This window comes from Paenibacillus sp. J22R232 (assembly GCF_056269165.1).
In genome coordinates, this window is record NZ_JBWDNK010000014.1 from 1 (window position 1) to 18,857 (window position 18,857).

22 protein-coding genes are annotated in these 18,857 nt (G+C 37.3%); 15 read left to right on the forward strand and 7 right to left on the reverse strand.

Going from position 1 to position 18,857, the window contains the following annotated elements; genetic code table 11:
* Positions 1-116: 116 nt before the first annotated feature.
* The 4 genes from AC0YN3_RS26860 to AC0YN3_RS26875 all read right to left on the reverse strand — a co-directional run bounded on the left by AC0YN3_RS26860 (position 117) and on the right by AC0YN3_RS26875 (position 1,928).
* Positions 117-329 (reverse strand): hypothetical protein, encoded by a 213-nt coding sequence (locus AC0YN3_RS26860; protein WP_475777981.1) that lies wholly within the window; start codon positions 327-329, stop codon positions 117-119.
* A 62-nt stretch (positions 330-391) separates the two neighbouring features.
* Positions 392-715, reverse strand: a complete 324-nt coding sequence (locus tag AC0YN3_RS26865; RefSeq protein ID WP_475777982.1) for a hypothetical protein — start codon at positions 713-715, stop codon at positions 392-394.
* A 209-nt stretch (positions 716-924) separates the two neighbouring features.
* The gene (locus tag AC0YN3_RS26870) at positions 925-1,338 is read right to left on the reverse strand and encodes a hypothetical protein (protein ID WP_475777983.1); all 414 of its coding nucleotides are present in this window, start codon (positions 1,336-1,338) and stop codon (positions 925-927) included.
* A gap of 140 nt (positions 1,339-1,478) precedes the next feature.
* On the reverse strand, positions 1,479-1,928 hold the full coding sequence (locus AC0YN3_RS26875; RefSeq protein WP_475777984.1) for a hypothetical protein: 450 nt from the start codon (positions 1,926-1,928) through the stop codon (positions 1,479-1,481).
* A gap of 972 nt (positions 1,929-2,900) precedes the next feature.
* On the opposite strand from AC0YN3_RS26875, the gene AC0YN3_RS26880 reads away from it, so the two are divergent.
* The 6 genes from AC0YN3_RS26880 (at position 2,901) to AC0YN3_RS26905 (ending at position 6,677) form a co-directional block, all read left to right on the forward strand.
* The gene (locus tag AC0YN3_RS26880) at positions 2,901-3,362 is read left to right on the forward strand and encodes a hypothetical protein (RefSeq protein WP_475777985.1); all 462 of its coding nucleotides are present in this window, start codon (positions 2,901-2,903) and stop codon (positions 3,360-3,362) included.
* 156 nt (positions 3,363-3,518) lie between these two features.
* Positions 3,519-3,935, forward strand: coding sequence for a DUF7674 family protein (locus AC0YN3_RS26885; RefSeq protein WP_475777986.1), 417 nt, complete (start codon positions 3,519-3,521; stop codon positions 3,933-3,935).
* A 157-nt stretch (positions 3,936-4,092) separates the two neighbouring features.
* Entirely contained in the window at positions 4,093-4,551 is a 459-nt protein-coding gene (locus tag AC0YN3_RS26890; RefSeq protein ID WP_475777987.1) for a hypothetical protein, read from the forward strand.
* An 80-nt stretch (positions 4,552-4,631) separates the two neighbouring features.
* On the forward strand, positions 4,632-5,099 hold the full coding sequence (locus AC0YN3_RS26895; RefSeq protein ID WP_475777988.1) for a hypothetical protein: 468 nt from the start codon (positions 4,632-4,634) through the stop codon (positions 5,097-5,099).
* Between the two features lie 440 nt (positions 5,100-5,539).
* Positions 5,540-5,671 (forward strand): bacteriocin, encoded by a 132-nt coding sequence (locus tag AC0YN3_RS26900; protein WP_475777989.1) that lies wholly within the window; start codon positions 5,540-5,542, stop codon positions 5,669-5,671.
* Positions 5,672-6,110: 439 nt separating this feature from the next.
* Entirely contained in the window at positions 6,111-6,677 is a 567-nt protein-coding gene (locus tag AC0YN3_RS26905; protein WP_475777990.1) for a hypothetical protein, read from the forward strand.
* A gap of 757 nt (positions 6,678-7,434) precedes the next feature.
* Here AC0YN3_RS26905 and AC0YN3_RS26910 read toward each other — a convergent pair.
* Positions 7,435-7,626, reverse strand: a complete 192-nt coding sequence (locus AC0YN3_RS26910; RefSeq protein WP_475777991.1) for a hypothetical protein — start codon at positions 7,624-7,626, stop codon at positions 7,435-7,437.
* 45 nt (positions 7,627-7,671) lie between these two features.
* Positions 7,672-7,995: a hypothetical protein gene (locus AC0YN3_RS26915; RefSeq protein WP_475777992.1), complete on the reverse strand. Its 324-nt coding sequence runs from the start codon at positions 7,993-7,995 to the stop codon at positions 7,672-7,674.
* Positions 7,996-8,098: 103 nt separating this feature from the next.
* Here AC0YN3_RS26915 and AC0YN3_RS26920 point away from each other — a divergent pair, with 103 nt between their 5' ends.
* From AC0YN3_RS26920 to AC0YN3_RS26935, 4 genes are all read left to right on the forward strand, one after another.
* Entirely contained in the window at positions 8,099-9,004 is a 906-nt protein-coding gene (locus AC0YN3_RS26920; protein WP_475777993.1) for a hypothetical protein, read from the forward strand.
* A complete protein-coding gene (locus AC0YN3_RS26925) occupies positions 9,001-9,594 on the forward strand; it encodes a hypothetical protein (RefSeq protein WP_475777994.1) in 594 nt (197 codons plus the stop codon). The genes AC0YN3_RS26920 and AC0YN3_RS26925 overlap by 4 nt, the downstream gene beginning before the upstream one ends.
* Before the next feature lie 151 nt (positions 9,595-9,745).
* Entirely contained in the window at positions 9,746-10,384 is a 639-nt protein-coding gene (locus AC0YN3_RS26930; RefSeq protein WP_475777995.1) for a hypothetical protein, read from the forward strand.
* 968 nt (positions 10,385-11,352) lie between these two features.
* Entirely contained in the window at positions 11,353-11,814 is a 462-nt protein-coding gene (locus tag AC0YN3_RS26935; RefSeq protein ID WP_475777996.1) for an SMI1/KNR4 family protein, read from the forward strand.
* 211 nt (positions 11,815-12,025) lie between these two features.
* Here AC0YN3_RS26935 and AC0YN3_RS26940 read toward each other — a convergent pair whose 3' ends face one another.
* A complete protein-coding gene (locus tag AC0YN3_RS26940; RefSeq protein WP_475777997.1) occupies positions 12,026-13,222 on the reverse strand; it encodes an IS110 family RNA-guided transposase in 1,197 nt (398 codons plus the stop codon).
* A gap of 323 nt (positions 13,223-13,545) precedes the next feature.
* On the opposite strand from AC0YN3_RS26940, the gene AC0YN3_RS26945 reads away from it, so the two are divergent.
* The 5 genes from AC0YN3_RS26945 to AC0YN3_RS26965 all read left to right on the forward strand — a co-directional run bounded on the left by AC0YN3_RS26945 (position 13,546) and on the right by AC0YN3_RS26965 (position 18,704).
* Positions 13,546-13,848 (forward strand): hypothetical protein, encoded by a 303-nt coding sequence (locus AC0YN3_RS26945; RefSeq protein ID WP_475777998.1) that lies wholly within the window; start codon positions 13,546-13,548, stop codon positions 13,846-13,848.
* Positions 13,849-13,970: 122 nt separating this feature from the next.
* Positions 13,971-14,483 carry a hypothetical protein gene (locus tag AC0YN3_RS26950; protein WP_475777999.1) on the forward strand — a complete coding sequence of 171 codons (513 nt, stop codon included), beginning with the start codon at positions 13,971-13,973 and terminating at the stop codon, positions 14,481-14,483.
* Positions 14,484-14,751: 268 nt separating this feature from the next.
* Complete coding sequence (locus AC0YN3_RS26955; protein WP_475778000.1) at positions 14,752-15,549, forward strand: YwqG family protein; 798 nt, start codon at positions 14,752-14,754, stop codon at positions 15,547-15,549.
* A gap of 239 nt (positions 15,550-15,788) precedes the next feature.
* Complete coding sequence (locus AC0YN3_RS26960; RefSeq protein WP_475778001.1) at positions 15,789-16,313, forward strand: hypothetical protein; 525 nt, start codon at positions 15,789-15,791, stop codon at positions 16,311-16,313.
* Positions 16,314-17,063: 750 nt separating this feature from the next.
* Positions 17,064-18,704, forward strand: coding sequence for a clostripain-related cysteine peptidase (locus AC0YN3_RS26965; RefSeq protein ID WP_475778095.1), 1,641 nt, complete (start codon positions 17,064-17,066; stop codon positions 18,702-18,704).
* The last annotated feature ends 153 nt before the right edge of the window (positions 18,705-18,857 follow it).

The window sequence follows — 18,857 nt, forward strand, 5'->3', positions numbered from 1 at the left end:
GTTTGGCTTGAGCTTTAAACTTCAAGATAGAGCGACCTCCTTAAGATGGCTAAAGGGCTATGACCCGTGATTAACCCATCGTACCGGAGTCGCTCGTTTTTATGCAAAGCGCAAAATTAACGCTCTACAGGAATCCTAACGGAAGTACTTATATAAAACCTCATGCTACTTGGATTTGAACTTATTTTCTCGAATGTAATGAATTGAGTTGCTATTCCAGTTTCTTTTGCGAATCTCCAAGCTGTAGAATCAATCTTACCAATATATTGAAACCCATAAATTGATAGTTTAGGTTCTACAACTTTTCTCAAGCCTAATAATGTTGACATCGAAATATCTCCTCTTCAAAAAAACATGCCATTCCTGGAACTGCTCTAGCTGAGCTAAAAGCTTAATAGATTTCACCTTCGTCACCTTGAACTATTGCATTGAGTTCCTTCGCAATTTCCTTCATTTTCTCAATCACATCTTCATCCCCATGAGAATTTGTTAGGTTTCCTTTCGAATACATAAAAGGTATATCCTGATCTTCATATTTCCATATAAAGAAATCACCTTCTATAGTCATGTTAAATGGACCTGTTATGGATATCTCGTTAGAATATACAAAGTCATGCTTAGATGAAAAATATTCTTGGAATTCCTTTAATGCTATCTTTTTTTCCTCATTATCTGCCCAATGTGAACCTCTTGTAATATAAATGTTATAGCTCATGAAATTACAACCCCTCACAATATAATTTAGTGATTTATGATAATGTTAACACATATTGGAACTATCCTGTCCGTTAGCTTAATAAAAAGAGCAGGCCACCGCAGCGCCTGCTCATCCATATATTGATATGTAACTATCGTTACCCGTTAGCGAAATGACCCTTACAGAATGTCTTGGAGGCAGAAGTTACTGTCTCCACTGTTTATTCTTTAACCACACCTCAAATCAAACCCTGTATTATAACCATCGTCGAGTATTTCAATATCGAATATTAATTTGTTATTTACTTGTTTATCATGAAACTTAATATTTATCTTTACTTGCGATTGTCCTTTTGCACTTGGCATTGCCTTGTTATAAAAACTAATAATCTCTTCTTTACTTAATGATGTTTCAAGTGTCATTTTTGCTCTGAAATCACAATGGTCACCATTAGCTACCAATAATCCTACTTCTGATTTTCTATTTATCTCTTTTGTCATTGGTGGGAGAGTAGAATCAAATAGGTGATTTGAAAAATTCTTTAGTGTTTTGTTATTGGAACTAATATCTCTGACAAAAGGAAAAAGTATCAACCCTAATAAAAGACAAAAAGTTGTTAAGAGTATTGTTGGCTTTTTCATTGAACCCCTCTTCTGATATATTTCCTTACTTTAAATATTCGTGAAGTGATTCAACTATCCTGCCCGTTAGCTCAACGAGGCTGCCGATTTATGCCGGCAGCCTCGTCCTGGTGATTATGAAGCTATAGTTTCCCGTAAGTTTAATAAACTTTTTTTGAAAATTGCTTTTTATATTTGTATTTAACGAGAAAGATACCCAAAATTGCTATTAGAGAAATAGTTATCAAACTTTCCACTAAACCTGAGTAATTATTATTCTCTCCTTCGAATTTCCCATTCCTGATTGCTTTTTTATACTTGCCATCTTTATGTTGAACTGCTATCCCTTCGTCTGTATTAACACCTTTAATAGAATAATAATTAGTCCCTTTCTTATAAAAGTTCGAGTAATTACCAGTATAGGATTCCATATGTGAAAACTTAGTGACATGCCCAATCTTACTATCTATTTCAGTTACATACTCATCACTTATTACATAAGCATAACCATGCCAAACAACAAATTCATTAGCCCATGTAGTTGCTGATAGCTTACTTGGAAATATTAAAGATGTTAATAAAATAAAGAAAAGTAAATGCTTTATCTTCATACAATACCTCCCTCATGTTAAATTAGACGTTTAATACTTGACTAAGTTTCACTATATTCTTTATTCAATTAACCTGCCAGTTAGCGTAATGAAGCAGCCGATAATTGTGGTCGGCTGCTTCCGTGTTTTTATTGAACTATCGTTCCCAGTTAGTTCTACGTGGCTACCGCTTCAACCTTGGATCGTCTGCCATGTACCCATCGTAGCTCAATTTATCCTTTTTCGTTTGATACGAATAAAAGGAGTCAACGTGATTAAAACCCCCGCTAAGAAAAAGGAGATACCATATGCATGTAAGTGAAAGTCTGTCGCTGGAATGAAGAGGTGAACAAATTTATAAATTCCCATGCTACCGTCGGGACTTCTAGCAGTAACAGTATAAATCGAGTAACCTTCATAAATAAGATACAGTCCTAACACAGCTACTATAAGCTTGTATACAAGTTTCAATGTCGGCCTCCTTTCGTGTGATAATGTGTACCACTTTTCCCACATAATGTATACGAATTAAATGTGGCGTTTGTTGCACTAAACTGCCCGTTAACTTCGAATCCTCACGTTATATGGGTCCCTCTAGGCTTTCAAACGACTGCGGGTACGCGTGAGCCCGTTTTTCATCTAGTTTTATTTCAGAAAATCTCCTTCCGCTTCCGTATACGGACGCAGCGATTTGTAGGAATTGAATTTTTCTTCATCAGAGACGAAATATCGCTTAACGGCAAATACTCGTTTATGCGGAAGTAAGGGAATCACAACGTTCGAAAGATTAACGGAAGTCAAATACAGATCATGCCTCTCGTTCCCTCAATAATCAGGTCGTCTATCTTTATCTTAGTTACTCTGTAATGACCATTAAACTAATAGCGGCAGGTTTATTGCAATATTAGGTGAATTACTTTAAAAGCAGAGATTAATTTAGTAAATGAGTAAGCGATGCTTGTGATATATGTAATCAAATTGGAGGTGTATCTTTTGAAGAAGTTTCGCGGTAAAAAAAGATATTTCAGAAAACTATGGTCATCGGTTGAAACTTTTCAGGCACATGTTGATGATGATTCTTGGTATGATTATTGGCATAGACATCTCGACTTCTTTGGTTTAGGAAATGACAGTTTGAAAGTAAGAAGGACACACATTAAAGCGCATATCTCACTTTATACAATAATTTCCAAACAACTTGAACAGCTAAATAAACCATATCAAGCATGGGTATGTATTCATGATGAGGATACGGGATCTGATGCAGTCTACGTACACACACCAAACTCTAATTCGGACAATTTTCCAGCGAACTTAGATTTTCTCAAATGGGATTGTGAGCTTCCAAATACCTTTTATGATCTCGTAGATACATCAAAATTTAAATTTGGATATTATGAATCTGAGATCGAGCGTGTTTATTACATACAATCAAAAAACCTTAAATCTCATTAAGTGAGATATTAAACTCCCTAGGAACACGAAACTTCAACAAATAAGGAGTAGTTTGCAGCGGCAGCTGCTCCATTTCTTTATTAAGATAACTGGCATGATAGTTGAGTAAACGTATGGAAATACATTAAGTAAATTTGTCTGCAAGGGAATGAGCAAATGATGAACTTAACTTACAAAAACATCGTTCAAGAGATGCTAAAAATAAATCCCAAGTTGCAACCGTTTTACGAAAAAGAGCTTGAGTGTTTATGGAAAGAAGAAGATGAGATACCTCCGCATGTAGCTTTTGGCAATATATTGAATCCATTTTTAATTAACCAGCTTCAAAAACAACAATTAACAATAGAGGAAGAGCAATTACTCATAAGAATCTTTATTTTTCTTGAGAACATGGCATTAAGTAGCGACGTTGAAATTAGGAATGTAGTTTACGCAACTGTTATGGCTCGAATAGGTGACGATATAAACGTTCTTAAAAATGCCTTAAAGTATGTAGGAAATGAAACAAGAAGATTGTCTAGGGAAGTTGAGACGTTATATGGAAGAGAAGTTAATCTAAATATCTTGCAGTAGTTTGATGTCATTGAACTATCTGGGAAACTATAGCTTCATAATCACCAGGACGAGGCTGCCGTTGGGCTAACTGACAGGATAGCGTGGAAACTATCTTGAATAAATGATTATAAATATTCGATTCAGTGCTACTCATTATCGGAGGTGATTTTAGAAGATGGGATTAGGCGACTATCAATTTATTCTGTATCCAATAGGAAATTCGCCTAGGCTAGAGGAAGAAGGAATGGAGTTTGTCGGACCTTATTATTTTAATTTTGTCCAAGCAGTCAAAGAACTCGAAAAATTAGATAATATAAAAAATGACCCAACCTTGAAAAGTTGGAACTCGTTCGATGATGCGTGTTATTTTCTCTATAACGATGAGCAGTACAAAGTAGAAATTGAATTAAATGTTGGCACAGTATCTGAACAATCTGGGACGATATCTGTCAGAACCAATTATTATAAATTAGAAGGAAGTGTAAATGCGGCATTACATATTTGCAGTGCGTTATGTGATTCCTTGAACTTATGTTGCTGGAGTATGAAACTTCGTAAGATTGTTGATTTGAATGATGTACAAGATGTAAAAGCTACAATTAATCACTTCAACAAGCTAAGAAGTAAGTTATAATTCAAACATTATTATGCTAATGGGGAACATTTGCATAATGCCATATGGGAACTCAACCAATAAAAAACAAGGGGGATATCATGGGGTTAGTTCATGAGTTTCTTTTGATTAAAGAAAGTGAATTTAAAGAGCGAGAGCACGACTTTATTTCTGTGTTTGATTATAAAAGGGCCAACAGTGAGGATGTTATAACGCTGGTTGATGACCTCTTCGGATATTTTGGAGATTCCTTGAATTGGATACCGACTTTTGATCCCTTTAAAAATAAAATGATGATGGGATTCAATTATTATGGGATTTCTATAATGAATAAGGAATCTATGACCAAATTCATCCCCGTGATGACAAGTTGGAGAGAATTATTTCAAGCAGCTCCGGAAAATATAAGCCTCCAGGGTCCCTTTTTTTGGATTGATGAACCGGCAAGTGGCCAATATGAACAACTTGAATATGATAAAGATGTACTTATTAATAACTTAGAAGAGCTTATTTTAATTGGCCAAAAAGTCAAAGATGAAGACTATGTCATTGTTTATTTCGGAATTTGATATTGCGCTAACGAGAAACGATAGTTGAATAAAGTAGCGGCAGTAAGGACTTAGTTTCACGTCCCTAGCAGTCGCTGTTTCTTTTATTGGTCTATACAATATAAAAAACCACTTGTGCTTTCACAATCTAAGTTTCATCATTTTCGCTTTAACCTGATTACTCAAGATACGAAATTCAATACTCTTAGATGTAGCGTATTTTTCATGTTTTCAATCATCAAGTCTACTAAGCGAAAGCGAAAGTGAATTCTCAAAATAAAATCTAGCGGAAAATCGGGCTCACGCGTACCCGCAGTCGTTTGAAAGCCCAGAGGGACCCATATATCGTGAGGATTCGAGGTTTAATTACTTTATTAAGCAGTATTCGACCATTAATTAGAATAAAACTATTTAATCGTTCATATGTTATTAACAACTTATAGAGAGGGGTTGTTGTAGCAATGGACAATGAACAATTCAATAAATTAAATGAACTTATAACCTCATTGGAATTACGATTAAATTCACTTAATGCTTTACAAGATTACTACCAATTAACAGATGAAGAGTTAGAAAACGTGAGCGGAGGATAATACCTCACGCATGTAAAGGGCGCCGCTGGCAACGGCGTTCTCTCAAATTATTGATATGCTGGTCGGTCTCAAATACCGCAGCTCTAAGATAACTCTCCGAACATGCAAGAAACAGACATAACTTGGAACAGCATTCAGCTCCACAAACACCAGCAGCAATAAGCACTCAAGACCTGCTCTATCTGAATATGGAACACAACCTGGAACAGTGACGGGATTATAGCGGAACAATAATAAGAAAGATGATAATGAGAAAACTATATAGCGATTAACGGTGAATCATGTTGTTTCCTTGTAAGATACTCTTCTATCATAATAGAAAAGGCAGGATAAGGGTTTCGTTTCACGAATACCTAGAATATGGAGATTCAACATAGATTATGAAAAGATACTATCTAGGAATAGCTGCTTGAAATCATAAACATTGTGGAGGCGTCTGATGAAGCAAAGGCTAATTGAATTATTTGAGAGTGCCAACAATACCTTCTTGCTGGATGATCTGTATTTATTGGATTCAAGAGTCTCTGAACGGACTTTGTGTGGCGCGTTAATGTTACACCTAAATAATCTTATTAAGGAATCTGAATATAAAGATTACAAAGTAGATGTTGAATATAATCGTAATAAAAATGGGAAATTGAAAACTCATATTAAAACTATAAATGGTCCTGAGGATGTTATTGTAAAGATAAACTGTGATCTCATAGTTCATAGTAGGGGTAATATAATTGAGCAGGATAATTTAATTGCAATAGAAATGAAGAAATCTAATAGGAAAAAAGAGGATAAGGACAATGACAGACATCGATTAATTGCTTTAACAAAGGATAGCTATGACGATGTATGGCTTTTTGAACCTAAATTCTTTACAACTGATGACTTGCCAGAGCATATTTGCAGGTATGCTTTAGGAATTTATTACGAAGTCAATAACAAAAATCGAAATATTCATATTGAATACTACAGTAAAGGTCAACAATTTGAAGAAAAAGTAATCAAGTACTAAATATTAGCGTTTGGGTATTAATGTGATGTCTAAAGATTTTCATTACAACTTTTAGAGTTGGTTTTGGTTGGTTCGAGCTCAGCTATCAAATTTTGAAGAGTGACCTGCGTAGGTTGTCGATCATTCTGAAACGGAATGTCCGGCTGCACTGAACTGTCATCAATTTGATGAGTCGTCATAACGAACACATTTTTGCGATTGTAAGCAAGTCCGCGGAGTCCTCCAAACTGACAGGTGAGCACGAAATGGTGCTGTCCTGAATTTCAGGTGAATGCCAGGCTTAAACTCGCGTTTCGCAACTTCCTGCGAACGGAAAAGCATTTCACATCGCTTCTGATTCGAATTCTTGCGACAGCACAAGGCGTTCACGGGCTTCTATCATTCAGCATGTGTAAATGGAGGGTAAGAGCTATAATATCTTAAACAGCCATCTAAGGCTCTGTATCGTTGGTTATTGAAGGGTGCCGTTAGTCAGCCGATAAATAGCATGAGGTGAACAGAATGTTAGACTTTTCAACATCACGAGAGAGTGCAGACGCTGTTACTGGACCACTTGTAACCGCTTTGCTCTTCATGCTGGCATTCGGGGTAGTGGGCTCGATTATAGCAAGGTATCTACCTAGGAGGTTTCAGAGGGCCGTTATAGGCGTTGCTGTAGTTGCGGGGTTATTTGCCTATATTTAATACTATTATTGAGACTGGTGTGAAACAGAAGAAAACCGCCTAGCGAACCTTGAATTCGCAGGAGGTTTTCTATTTATGTGCTTTTAAAACGTTTAGGGAAAATAGGCGTTATTTTGACGATCTCTTCATTCGGTATTACCCAAACCTCTGAACCATTGGATATCTTCACATGAGTGCCTTCAGCATCCTCTAGGTAGCCCTCATGCTGCGCCATTGTATCGAGCTCCAATACAACAACGCATTTAAAATAATCATCTATCCGCATTGTATTTCCTTCCTTGTATCAGAGGCAAATTGAACGATCTAAACATTATCTGCCCCCAGTAATTAATAGGTTTTCGAATGTAGTTTCTGTCCTATCGAGGTCCATTGCATATGAGTAGTGAAGCTCTCTGCCGTCCGGATGTTTAAATTCTATTTGGCCGAGGTAGTATCCATGTTTTAAAGCCAGCTCGTAGTAAGTCGGAAACTTTTCAGCGCCTGTTACGGCATGATGCTTAGATTCACAAACTTCAATCGATATCCCTGTATTGCTGTCTCTCATCATAAATGTAACGTCATACTTCCCATCATTTAGAATAATGACTGCAATTTCATACTTCTCGTATATCTTGCGGTATGCAACGTTTCCCAATCTAACCCCCCCTATGTACCTAGTACTTTCGACACCAAAAGAGGAAATTCCTCCCTATTGTCGAATATGTTTTTTTATACGTAGTTAATAAGGGGGAGCAAACTTGCCGTCAAAATATAAAAATTTCTATGCTTATCAAATGGATCTTCACTATTTACTCGCTACAAGACAAGGGGAGGTAGATTCAACTAAATGGAATCAACAAATAGTTGAAGATATTCTGAACCATATCAATAATCTCCCAGCCCATGGAAAAACGCAGAGATTTCACGATTCTTGGCTAATCTATTTAGATCATTTCTCAATTGAAAGGAATTATTTTTTTGGAAGATTTGCTTACGCTGAATACGGGACAACTGGTGATTTAATACATGCTGATAATTTAACATCACGACCGAACCCTAAGCATCTTCGTGAAGGTGAAACTTTATATACATATTTTTGCATTAGGAAATCAGACGGCTTACTCTTGATTCAATCAAGTGCTAAAATTAACAGGCCTAGAGTTGAAGAATACTTTGAAAATTTTGGTGAGCCTGTAATCAGACAGCATAACCTTACATTTTTACAAATATGTACTTTAGTAGACAGCTCGTTTTTTGAGAACATACAAGCGTTGAATACGGTAAATAAAATTTCTATTGAAGTAACAACAGCACAACAAGCAGCAGATGAGAATCCCGCTGTACTTGCTTTACAAGAAGAAGCCAATGCTGCCCAAGCGACGAGTGTGAACTTAGATTTCTCTGCAAAATACAGCCGCGCTGGACTAGCTGGAGCTGTACCATTTGTACGTAGGTATAAAGATAAACCTGGCGTAGTAAAAATAGTAGTCAAAGGTAAGCTTGCAGGAGCAGAAAAGACAATAAGAATGGATGAATCACAAGAAAAATATAAACGCAGGGTGGAGGTGGATGGAACAGGACAGCCAACAATGCAATCAGCAGAAATGATTCTTAGTGAGTTGTCTCAGAACAGGGGGACTCTAATGAGGAGAGATATTGGATGATAGAAAAAATAAAAGCATTTCTTAGGGCTAATAATTTTCCTTATGTTATTTTTAAAAGGTATTGGAAAAACGCATCTACTTCAGAATTGTTAATCGATGTATTACTTCCGATAATTTTAGCTGTTGTACTTCTATTTTTTTCTTCATATTCAGTTAAAACATTAAAAATCTTAATTGAGAATTTTCAACAAATAAGCGGGCAGGTAATCGCAGCAATCTCAATTCTAGCAGGATTTAATATAGCTAGTATAACAATACTTGCGACTATAACAGGTGGCCCGACTGGTTTACTAAGAAGACGAAGAAATCAAGATGGTTCATTAACATTATATGATACCTTGATTTGTTTTTTTACATGGGCAGTAATAATTCAATTAATTGTAGTACTATTAAGTATTTTATTGTTTTACGTAGGGTCATTTATCCCTTTGAACATCGATAAATTGCCTATAACTTGGTGGGCTTGGGTACTTGGAGGAATATGGTTGACCATAACAATTCATTCAATTTTTCTTTCTATCCGAAATATGAAAACACTTTATCTTTACGTTACTTATAAAGAACCTGAGCCGGAAAACCCTTCGACATGAGCATCGAAGGGTTCTTTACAATTTTTTGTATTCAAATTCTGATTGACAATAATTTGCATTATTATAATCACTAATGCCTAAATTTGTTGTCTGAAATTAATGTTTAATTTTTAATGTTTAACAAAGACTTGAATTTAGGGGGGATGAAAAAATGATTTTCTCAAGAGATGAATATTTGAACGATATAGGATTATATGAGATGCAATTGAAAAATTCATTGTTACAGGAAAAAGCGAATATTCTCTTCCTGAAAGCGCATTTTGAGAGTATGGGATTAAGTTTACCGATCAATTCCATAAGTCATGATGATTATTATGAGTATAATGGAAATAAAGACGTTTCCCAAATTGAACTTATGAATACTCTAAGTAATTCAATACTTATTACAATGTGTGGTAAATTTGAATACCATTTGATTTTACTATGTGAGGTCGTACAAAGAGCATTAGAAATCGGCGTCAGCCATAAGCATATGAAAGGACAAGGCATAAGAGCCGTAGTTAATTACACAGAGGCTCTATTCGGTTTGCAGATAGGGAAGAGTAAAGAATACAAACGAGTAAACAGTTGGTTGGTAGTAAGGAATTTACTAACACATAATTATGGATTTACATATAAAGACGATGAGTTTGATCATATTTCAAAAGTAGAGATATATTTCGATCAAGAAATTAATTGCATTATCACTAATATGGAAGATTGCATAAGATTACATGATGATTTTGAAAGTTTTACCAGCTACCTATTTGTTGAATTAAAGAATATTGCCGTTAAGTCAGAAGAGATTTGATGAGGTTAATGATAATACAGTGATTAGTTGTGGCTACATTGGAGAATGTCCTTCCAACCATCTAAAAAAACTTCCTTTGGCACTTTATAATCATTTTGTTTTTACCGATCCTGTTTACGTGGAATGGTGGGTCGTTTAATAGCTCATATGTAGTCCTGCGTCCGATTCTTAATATTTCTTGGATGTGCGAGGGCTCAAGAACGAGTGGATAGCTATCTTTTGATGTAATCATAGAAATTAACCTTTCCTATTTTAGTATATCTATTAATCTATTCAAAACATAAAATATAATGCTAGTGGAGTTGATTCAAATGTCGAAAGCTAACCCGAAAATAATCAAATGTTACGAATATGGTGCTATGAGAAAGATTCCTATGAGAGAGGAAAAGACGTGGATATTTGAAACTCATAATCGGAATTATGAATATATAAATTCTACTCTAGTTCAAAAACTAGATGATTTATCCATGGAGGGCTAGGATCTAGTTTGCAAACATGACCTTGAATATATCCTAAGAACTCCAGTTGAAAAGAAGAGCCTCAGTCATGTGAAGAGGATGACGAGGAAACAAAGGAAGAAGAAGTTATTTCAAAATAAAATCGACCGATTCCCCACACGTTTCCCCACGTAGGCATTTTTACCAACTGATTTTCAATGGATTTATAAGACGAACCCCCTTGATACAGCGGACTTTATGGAATTGTAGGAAAGCGGAAAACCGCCCATAAGCATGGGCGGCATGATGTAACCACATCATCAAAACCCTTGATATATCAGTGTTTAAAGGACCCTTCGGGTCCTTTTTTTTATAGAAGGTAACGAAAAGGTAACATTCTTTGCAAATAACAGAGAGAAAATAAAATTTTAAACTGATGGCCATTAAGCTAACTGGCAGTTTACGTTTATGAAGGAATTATAGGAGTTCTTCCCGAATTTTGAGCTATACCACTAGGAAGCAGGTTTATATATGAAAAGTGATCATTTGTTAAAACTTCTACATGATAAGAAATTACATACCGTTCGTCCATTTCAAGGGTGTAGCGAAAAAGAAATAACGTTACTTGAGCAAGAAATGGCAATCAAGTTACCGACATCCTATCGGCAATACTTGCTTGCTGTTGGTCATAATTCGGGAAGATTGTTTCAAGGTACAGATATGGGGTTTTCACAATTAAAGGAACTTCAGTATGCAACCAAGGAATTATTGCATGAGAATAATCATCCGATATTGATGCCTGAGACTTCTTTTGTATTCTCAATGCATCAGGGCTATGAAATTAGATTTTTTGAATTAAGAGCAGGGGATAATCCACCAATTTTAGAATGGTACGAGGGTAGTAAAAATGGGATAGTTACGATCTTTGATACGTTTGAAGAGTTTCTTTCTGATTCAATTTATAAGCATGCAGCTACAAAGTGGCTTGATTGAACTAACAGGAAACGTTAGTTTAACGCACTATGGAGCAGTTGCATCGGCAACTGCTCCAATTTTTCATTACGCTATACCAGCTAATAGCCTGTCAATATTTAATTATTAATGAAGTAAACCAAGGGTGATATAATGTTAAAAAGGCATGACAAATAACCGCCCCATAGGATTTGGGAAGGTTTACCTCTATATCTAATCGTTGCTTATTCAGTCAAGCGGAAGGTTCTTTCTTGGTCAAAATTGCATAAATCCATTGGATCAATTTATTTGCACATGCGATCACGGCTACTTTAAATAATTTACCTTCTGCACGCTTTTTGTCGTAATAAGCCCTGATCTTCTTATTACGTGAGCTTCGTAAACCACATCTCACAGCTTGATATAAGGCTGTACGGAGTCTCCTGGAGCCGCGTTTGGTGATTTTATTCCGGGTTGCTGTAAATTTGCCAGAAGAAAAGACACTTGGATCAATACCGGCAAACGCAACCAGCTTCTTTGCGTGATCGAACCGATCAATTTCTCCGATCTCAGCTAAAATTGTTGCAGCAATTTTGGTGCCAATGCCGGGTATCGATTGGATTAAATCATACTCCAGTAATTCTTCAGCCAGAGCCTCTATCGATTTATCTAGTTTCGTTAGATGCTCCTGGTACTGAAGAAGTAAATGAATGAATAACTCTAATGAGATTAAATGACTCGAAAAAGCGGTCTCTCTGAAGGGATTTCGTTCTGCTGCAGCCATTAGTTTCTGTGCCCGTTCCAGCGACCACCGGTTCGAGGCGACATGCCCAACAAGGCGTTGTATGTTCACCGCAAGGTCCTCCTCGGACATTGCTAGCACGGATTGCGACGTTGGATACTGCGCCAGGAAACGAAGCGAAACCTTAGAATAAAGGTCACCAAACACGCCGTGATACTCTGGAAAGACTTGATCCAGTACTGCTTGAAACTGCAACTTTGCCTGGACATACATATCTGTCAGTGACTCATGTTGTCGTGTTAGGTAACGCAGATTCATCAAATGCTGACCCCGTTTTTTGTAAGGCTCTAGCTCTTCTTTGTAAAACAATTCCCCCAGCTGGTAAGCGTCAGCAACATCCGTTTTCACCTTACGTAGATTCATTTTTTTCGCTTGGTGTGAAATTAACGGATTAATAACGATATACAGAAATTGATGCTCATCTAAAAACTGTATAACTGGACTATGATAATGGCCCGTTGCTTCTAATACAATTGCCGGACGCTGCCCAGCAAAGGACTCCACGTTTTGAGCAAAGCGGAGGAAGGACGCTAATCCCTCAAGATTGTGCTCAAATCGAAAGGTCTTTCCGTAGGCCGTTCCTCGATCTGAAAAAGCTTGTGCATGACTTTCCCCTTTAGATACATCTAATCCAATGACAGGGTTCATTCAATCACTCCCGGTATTATATTCGCCGGCAACCCCTAACCTTCTTGTCGTCCACATTATCGCATGTGATTCGGGATCACAGTCCCAACCAGCCTAATCATGGTTTAACAAGTAGGGGGGATGAACTGTATAGCTCTCGGGATCAAGCTCCCACGGGCAGAAACGTTCGATCCCCGGCTACCGCTATCTTACGACCACACTAAAATGAGGTCCACCAGAAAGATCTGGTGACCTCATAATACGAACGGGCAGGATAGCGTGGTGCTCTGGTCGAATTGTTTACCGAAGATAAGCCCTAAAGTTGCCAAATTTCGAGGGATAGCATGAAAAGGAAATCTAAAGATGCATTTTCTAATGACGCGTCAGATTGTACTGATTTGTTGTCATTAGGTATGGAGAATTTTGGGTTTAATGACTGCGCTCGAAAAACGATGGATAGCTTTTTTGATTATGAATACCAACAAGGTGAAATTGAACAGAGGATCAAGAAGAAACTTGCAAGCGCATATATGGCCTTCTTAGGAAAGACCAATTTCAGAGATAGGTCGGATATAAACAACAAAGTTCTATTCGAGAAGCTATCAGGAGAATTGGCAGAAATCAAAGAAGGACTGGGATTCAGCTAACGGGAAATGTTAGTTGAACGACAGAAGGAGTAGTTTGCCGTGAGAGTTGCTCCTTGTTTTTATTAGACGAACGTACAGATTACTTTAATGCACTACCCTATAAAATGGGAGGAACAGATAATGTGGAGAAGATAATAAAATTGATAAAAGATTATCGATTTGAAGAAATCTACTTAATCGGTATTATAGATATTGAAAACAATACTGCTGAATTTGTAGCCAGTGCTAAGTTTTTATATTTTGAGTTTGGAAATCAATTTCTTGAAATTGAGGCCATAGACAGCTATGGCCGACTTAGGATTACAATTGTTGAATGTCTAAAACAGGACTTTGGATTTGAGGATGTCCCTTCCGGTAAAGTCAAGATTGGTCAAATAGTTTTTACGAATCCAATGGCTAATCATACAGTGGAAAGTGTGGTTCTCTATAACCTGGAAATAGTTGATGAAGCAATCCTAAGTGATGTGCTGCAGATTAAATTAACGAATGGTCAAGATATATTTGTAGATCTACAATATTTAGGAATTACTATAGGCGGTTTGCAACAGAAGCATTGTTGGGAAGAACATTATAAGGAGCGTGTTTTACAAAGAGTCGATGCAATGCCTCTTGAAACTTATATCAGAATACAATAAATATGGAATGGCTAGGTGCATTCATTAAGTAATAGACAAAATTAATACCATTCATAATTATATCGTTAAGCCACCAAGAGATATCATCCCGCTAAGGGGAGACGACAGTTCAATAAAAACACGGAAGAAGCCGATCACAATGATCGGCGTCCTTATCCACGCTAACGAGCTGGAGCGTTGAATAGATGGAGCCCTTTTTTGATTAGCTAAAGGAGCTGGATATCTTCTGTCGGAATACAAGTGATACTATTTTATGGAGGAAATGCGAATGATGCAGCCGGAGCCGTCATTGGAGGTAATCAAACAATTAATATTGAACGCAGGTTTGGAAAGATACTGGGAGAAATACAAACAATTAGTTAAGCCGGGTTTCTTCCTAGACCCAACTATTACACCAGAAGATCAAATCCCTATCGGAAAAAGTAAGATAGGGGGAAGCCCTGATATCCAAAAGGGATTTACGTGGCCAGACTGGGAAGGCCAACCAATGAGTTTTATAGCACAAATAAATTTAGAGGAATTTCCTATATCTTCGATAGATCAGAATTATCCTACCACTGGAATTCTTCATTTTTTTTATCCTTGTGAGCATGATGTGCTCTTCTCTGATGAATTTTTATATGACACGTTTCCAAAAGATCAGAACGTGGTGCTATACACATCTAATTTATTCGATCTGAAACGATTTCAGGCAGTACCGGATATTATTTCATTTTCGAGTTGCGTAATGAATTATAAATTTGAAAACACGATTCCGGTTAACTCACTTATTACTGAAAAACGTTTTTTTGGCAACGACGAGGAAGCGTATGTCCTCTACCAGCAATTCTGTTCTTCGTATTATGAGATGTGTCAGCATGATATTGGGTTCCGTTTTTTTGGTTATATAAATGGGGTACAGTATGGCTCTCAAGATGCTGATACTGAATTATTATTTCAGGCAGATACCAATGATGAAATCGGAATGAAATGGGATTTATCAGGATTACTTTATTTTTATATTACAAAGGAGGATATGCTGAATAAAAATTTTGATGAAGTGTTTACTGATCTGGTCGGTACTTAGTATGCGGTCACATAAAATCCCCTCACGCGTAAGGACCTAAATAGAATGACTAAACGAATTCTAGGCTGTTAGCTATTCAACTAACTGTGAACTATAGCTGAATATTCACAAAGACGAGGCTGCCGGCATAAATCGGCAGCCTCGTTGAGCTAACTGGCAGTTTAGCGTGGAGTTATAGGGAAGTTTACTTCCTGTATATGGCACAATAAATAAAATCAAGATTTGGAGGAAAGGAATATATGGGGACGGATATTCACAGTTTTGTAGAACAAAAAGTGTATCGCAGCGGCATTCATGAAACAAACCGAACTGGAGAATGGATATCGATTGATAAATGGACTAAAAGCGACTGGGCTATTCTCTATCCCGAAAAAAATTATCCAATTTGGGAAGTAGATCGGAGCGATATGGTCTTTAAGGATAGAAACTATGAGCTCTTTGCAATCCTAGCTAATCAACGAAATTCCGAAAACATGCCATATATCTTTGAACCACGAGGGTTGCCTAAAGACGTTACGCCAGAGATTCGATTGCAAATCAGAAATAGTGAATGTCATACGACAACGTGGTTTACGGCTGAAGAATTGCTTGCATTTAATTGGAACCAGGTGTTTCATTACGAGGATGAGACCATGAACGGTGAGAAAATCATGGAGTTCGTCGATTATGCAGAATGTGGTAAAACGTTTATGGGGGTCGTTAATCGTCTATATGGCAGAAAAAATCCATCAGATATAAGACTGATTATTGCCTTCGATAACTAAAGCTGATTTCCTGGTGGCAAAAGTAAGTGAAGGCATGCTAATAGAACTTTTACCGAAGATGGAAGGGTATAACCGTGTTCCTTTTATTCGAACCGTACGTTACGCTAACGGAGTAGTATTTAATGGAGTTATTTTGACGGATTAGATGAAGAAGCTTGATTGGCGAGCTAGTCGCATTGAAATCGCTGGAAAGGCACCGAATGAAGTAGTTAATGAGTGCCTAGATAAAATACAGACATTCTTATAACACCTAATGGAATAGGATTTCTGATAGTTGTAAGAGTCTGATCTTCTGGAGATCAGGCTCTTTTCGCTGGTTGCCAGAAGTGAGTTGCAAGTGCGAACTTAAAGATATCTTTAACTTTCACACAGGGGCTAATCTGCCATGTTAGAGTAGTAGCTTGATAGGAAAAATCATCTACTTTAGAATGGGAACCATTCTAGGGAGTTCAAAGTTATGGGTTGAAAATAACAAACTTTGATGATGTAATACAGCCTCTCGGAATTAGAGACGGGCTGTAGGGGGAAATGCGGGAGTAAAAGGACTTTAGAGCTGGAAAATACGGAAAATGAAAACCATTTTCCGAAAATAGGAAGACATTGCCAATTCCGTAGATACGCTTTTTTTGAAAAGATGAATAAGAGTATGAGTAAGGTCAATCGCTTGGAAATCGGGTAGATTATTATCGACAATCCTTTTTTATTTTTAAATTTAAGAAGGAAATTTTCAAATGGAAAGGCCATAACTTGATGAAAAACATCCGAAGCTTAATCATTTTTTTAATCTTTCTTTTTGCAACAACTCCATCAGCAGCGGCACAAAGCTCAAGCTATGCGGAAGCGCTTAACCACTTGGGATTGTTCAGTGGAACGGGGAATGGATATGAACTTTCGAGGGTGCCTACCCGAGCAGAATCTCTTGTAATGATGCTGCGTCTGTGGGGGAAGGAAGAAGAGATCCTGAAAAGCACCTACAAAAATCCATTTCATGATACGGGTTGGGAAAGTCGCTACGTGTCGTATGCCTATACAAAAGGTGTAGTTAACGGAATTAATGAATATAGTTTTGGCGGTAACCGACCAACCTCTCTAAACCAATATTGTTCAATGGTTTTAAGGGTTTTGGGATATTCCGAAACAAAGGGCGACTTTACCTATGAAACCGCGGTTTCTTTCGCCTCAATGGTTTTAGGAATAGACCTTACAAAAGAAGTCGAATTCAATCGGGGAACTCTTGCGAAAATAAGCAGTTATGTCTTAAACACAAGACCCAAAAACCAAATTGCAACACTTGGTCAAACCCTCAGTGCAACAGATGTTTTCACAGCGCAAGGTTTAAACGAGGCAAGGTCACTTTGGGAGCAGGATAAAAATCTTGATTCATCGACGATTTTAATATATGCAGTTGGTTCTGACCTTGAATCACAGCAAGGCCGGCTAACTGATGACTTGGAAGAAATTTTTCGTGGTCAGCCAAACCAAAATACGAAAATCCTGATTCAAACAGGTGGAACGCTCAAATATCACAACAAATATATGGCTAATGGTGCATCAGAACGCTTTGAAGTTGGCAATGGACAACTTAAAAAGCACGAAAGCCACATCCAAACCGCCGCATCAGACCCTAAAACACTAAAGGATTTTCTTGTTTGGGGCAAAACCGTTGCACCAAGTGAGCGTTATATACTGATTTTATGGGACCATGGGTATGGTACAATGGGTGGCTTTGGTGCAGACGAGCTAAACGAACGAAAAACGATGAAAGTTTCGGAGCTCTCGAAGGCAATCGATGCATCAGATATGTATTTCGACTTAATCGTGTTTGATGCCTGTCTTATGGGCACAGTTGAAACGGCCTATGCCCTTAGAAACCATGGCAAATATCTCATAGCTTCTGAAGATTCAACACCAGCAGCAGGGTTGTTTTATACCACATGGATAGGTGCGATGGAGCGAAACCCACAGATTAGCACGGAAAGAGTGGGGCGTTTAATTTTAGATTCCTTTACCCTTCATTCGGGGATTGAAGCTACTATGCCAACAACAATGTCAATGATGAAGCTTTCTCAGGCTGAACTATTGGTTAAGGCAATAGAAAATGCAGAATTTGATTTCTCACTAACAGACCTTGCAAACAACTCAGAGCTATTAGGCAAAAACGAAGGGATATTTGATCAATATGATCTTATAGATATAATGGGCAAATCATCAGAAATTACTGCTGCAGCCCAAGCACTTGCATTCGAAGTAAGAAATTCAGCAGGTTATAAAAATCGCAACGGCGTGGCTTTATATGTCCCTAACAAAAAAATCGAACACACAAATGAAATGAAAGTAGAGCTAAAAGCCATTGGTTTTAGCTCAAAGTATATAGCAACTATTTTCAACTGAAATTAGCTGTAAAGGCTGATCTTTGTCCTGAATGTCATCCACAGAGTAGTCAGCAAAGTCCTTGATGGTTTCTGCTTAGAGGCTTCGCATGAGTTCACCAAACTTTTGCGAGTCTCTTTTTTGCGTGTTTTAGTTGGCTTCGTAGTCTAGTCT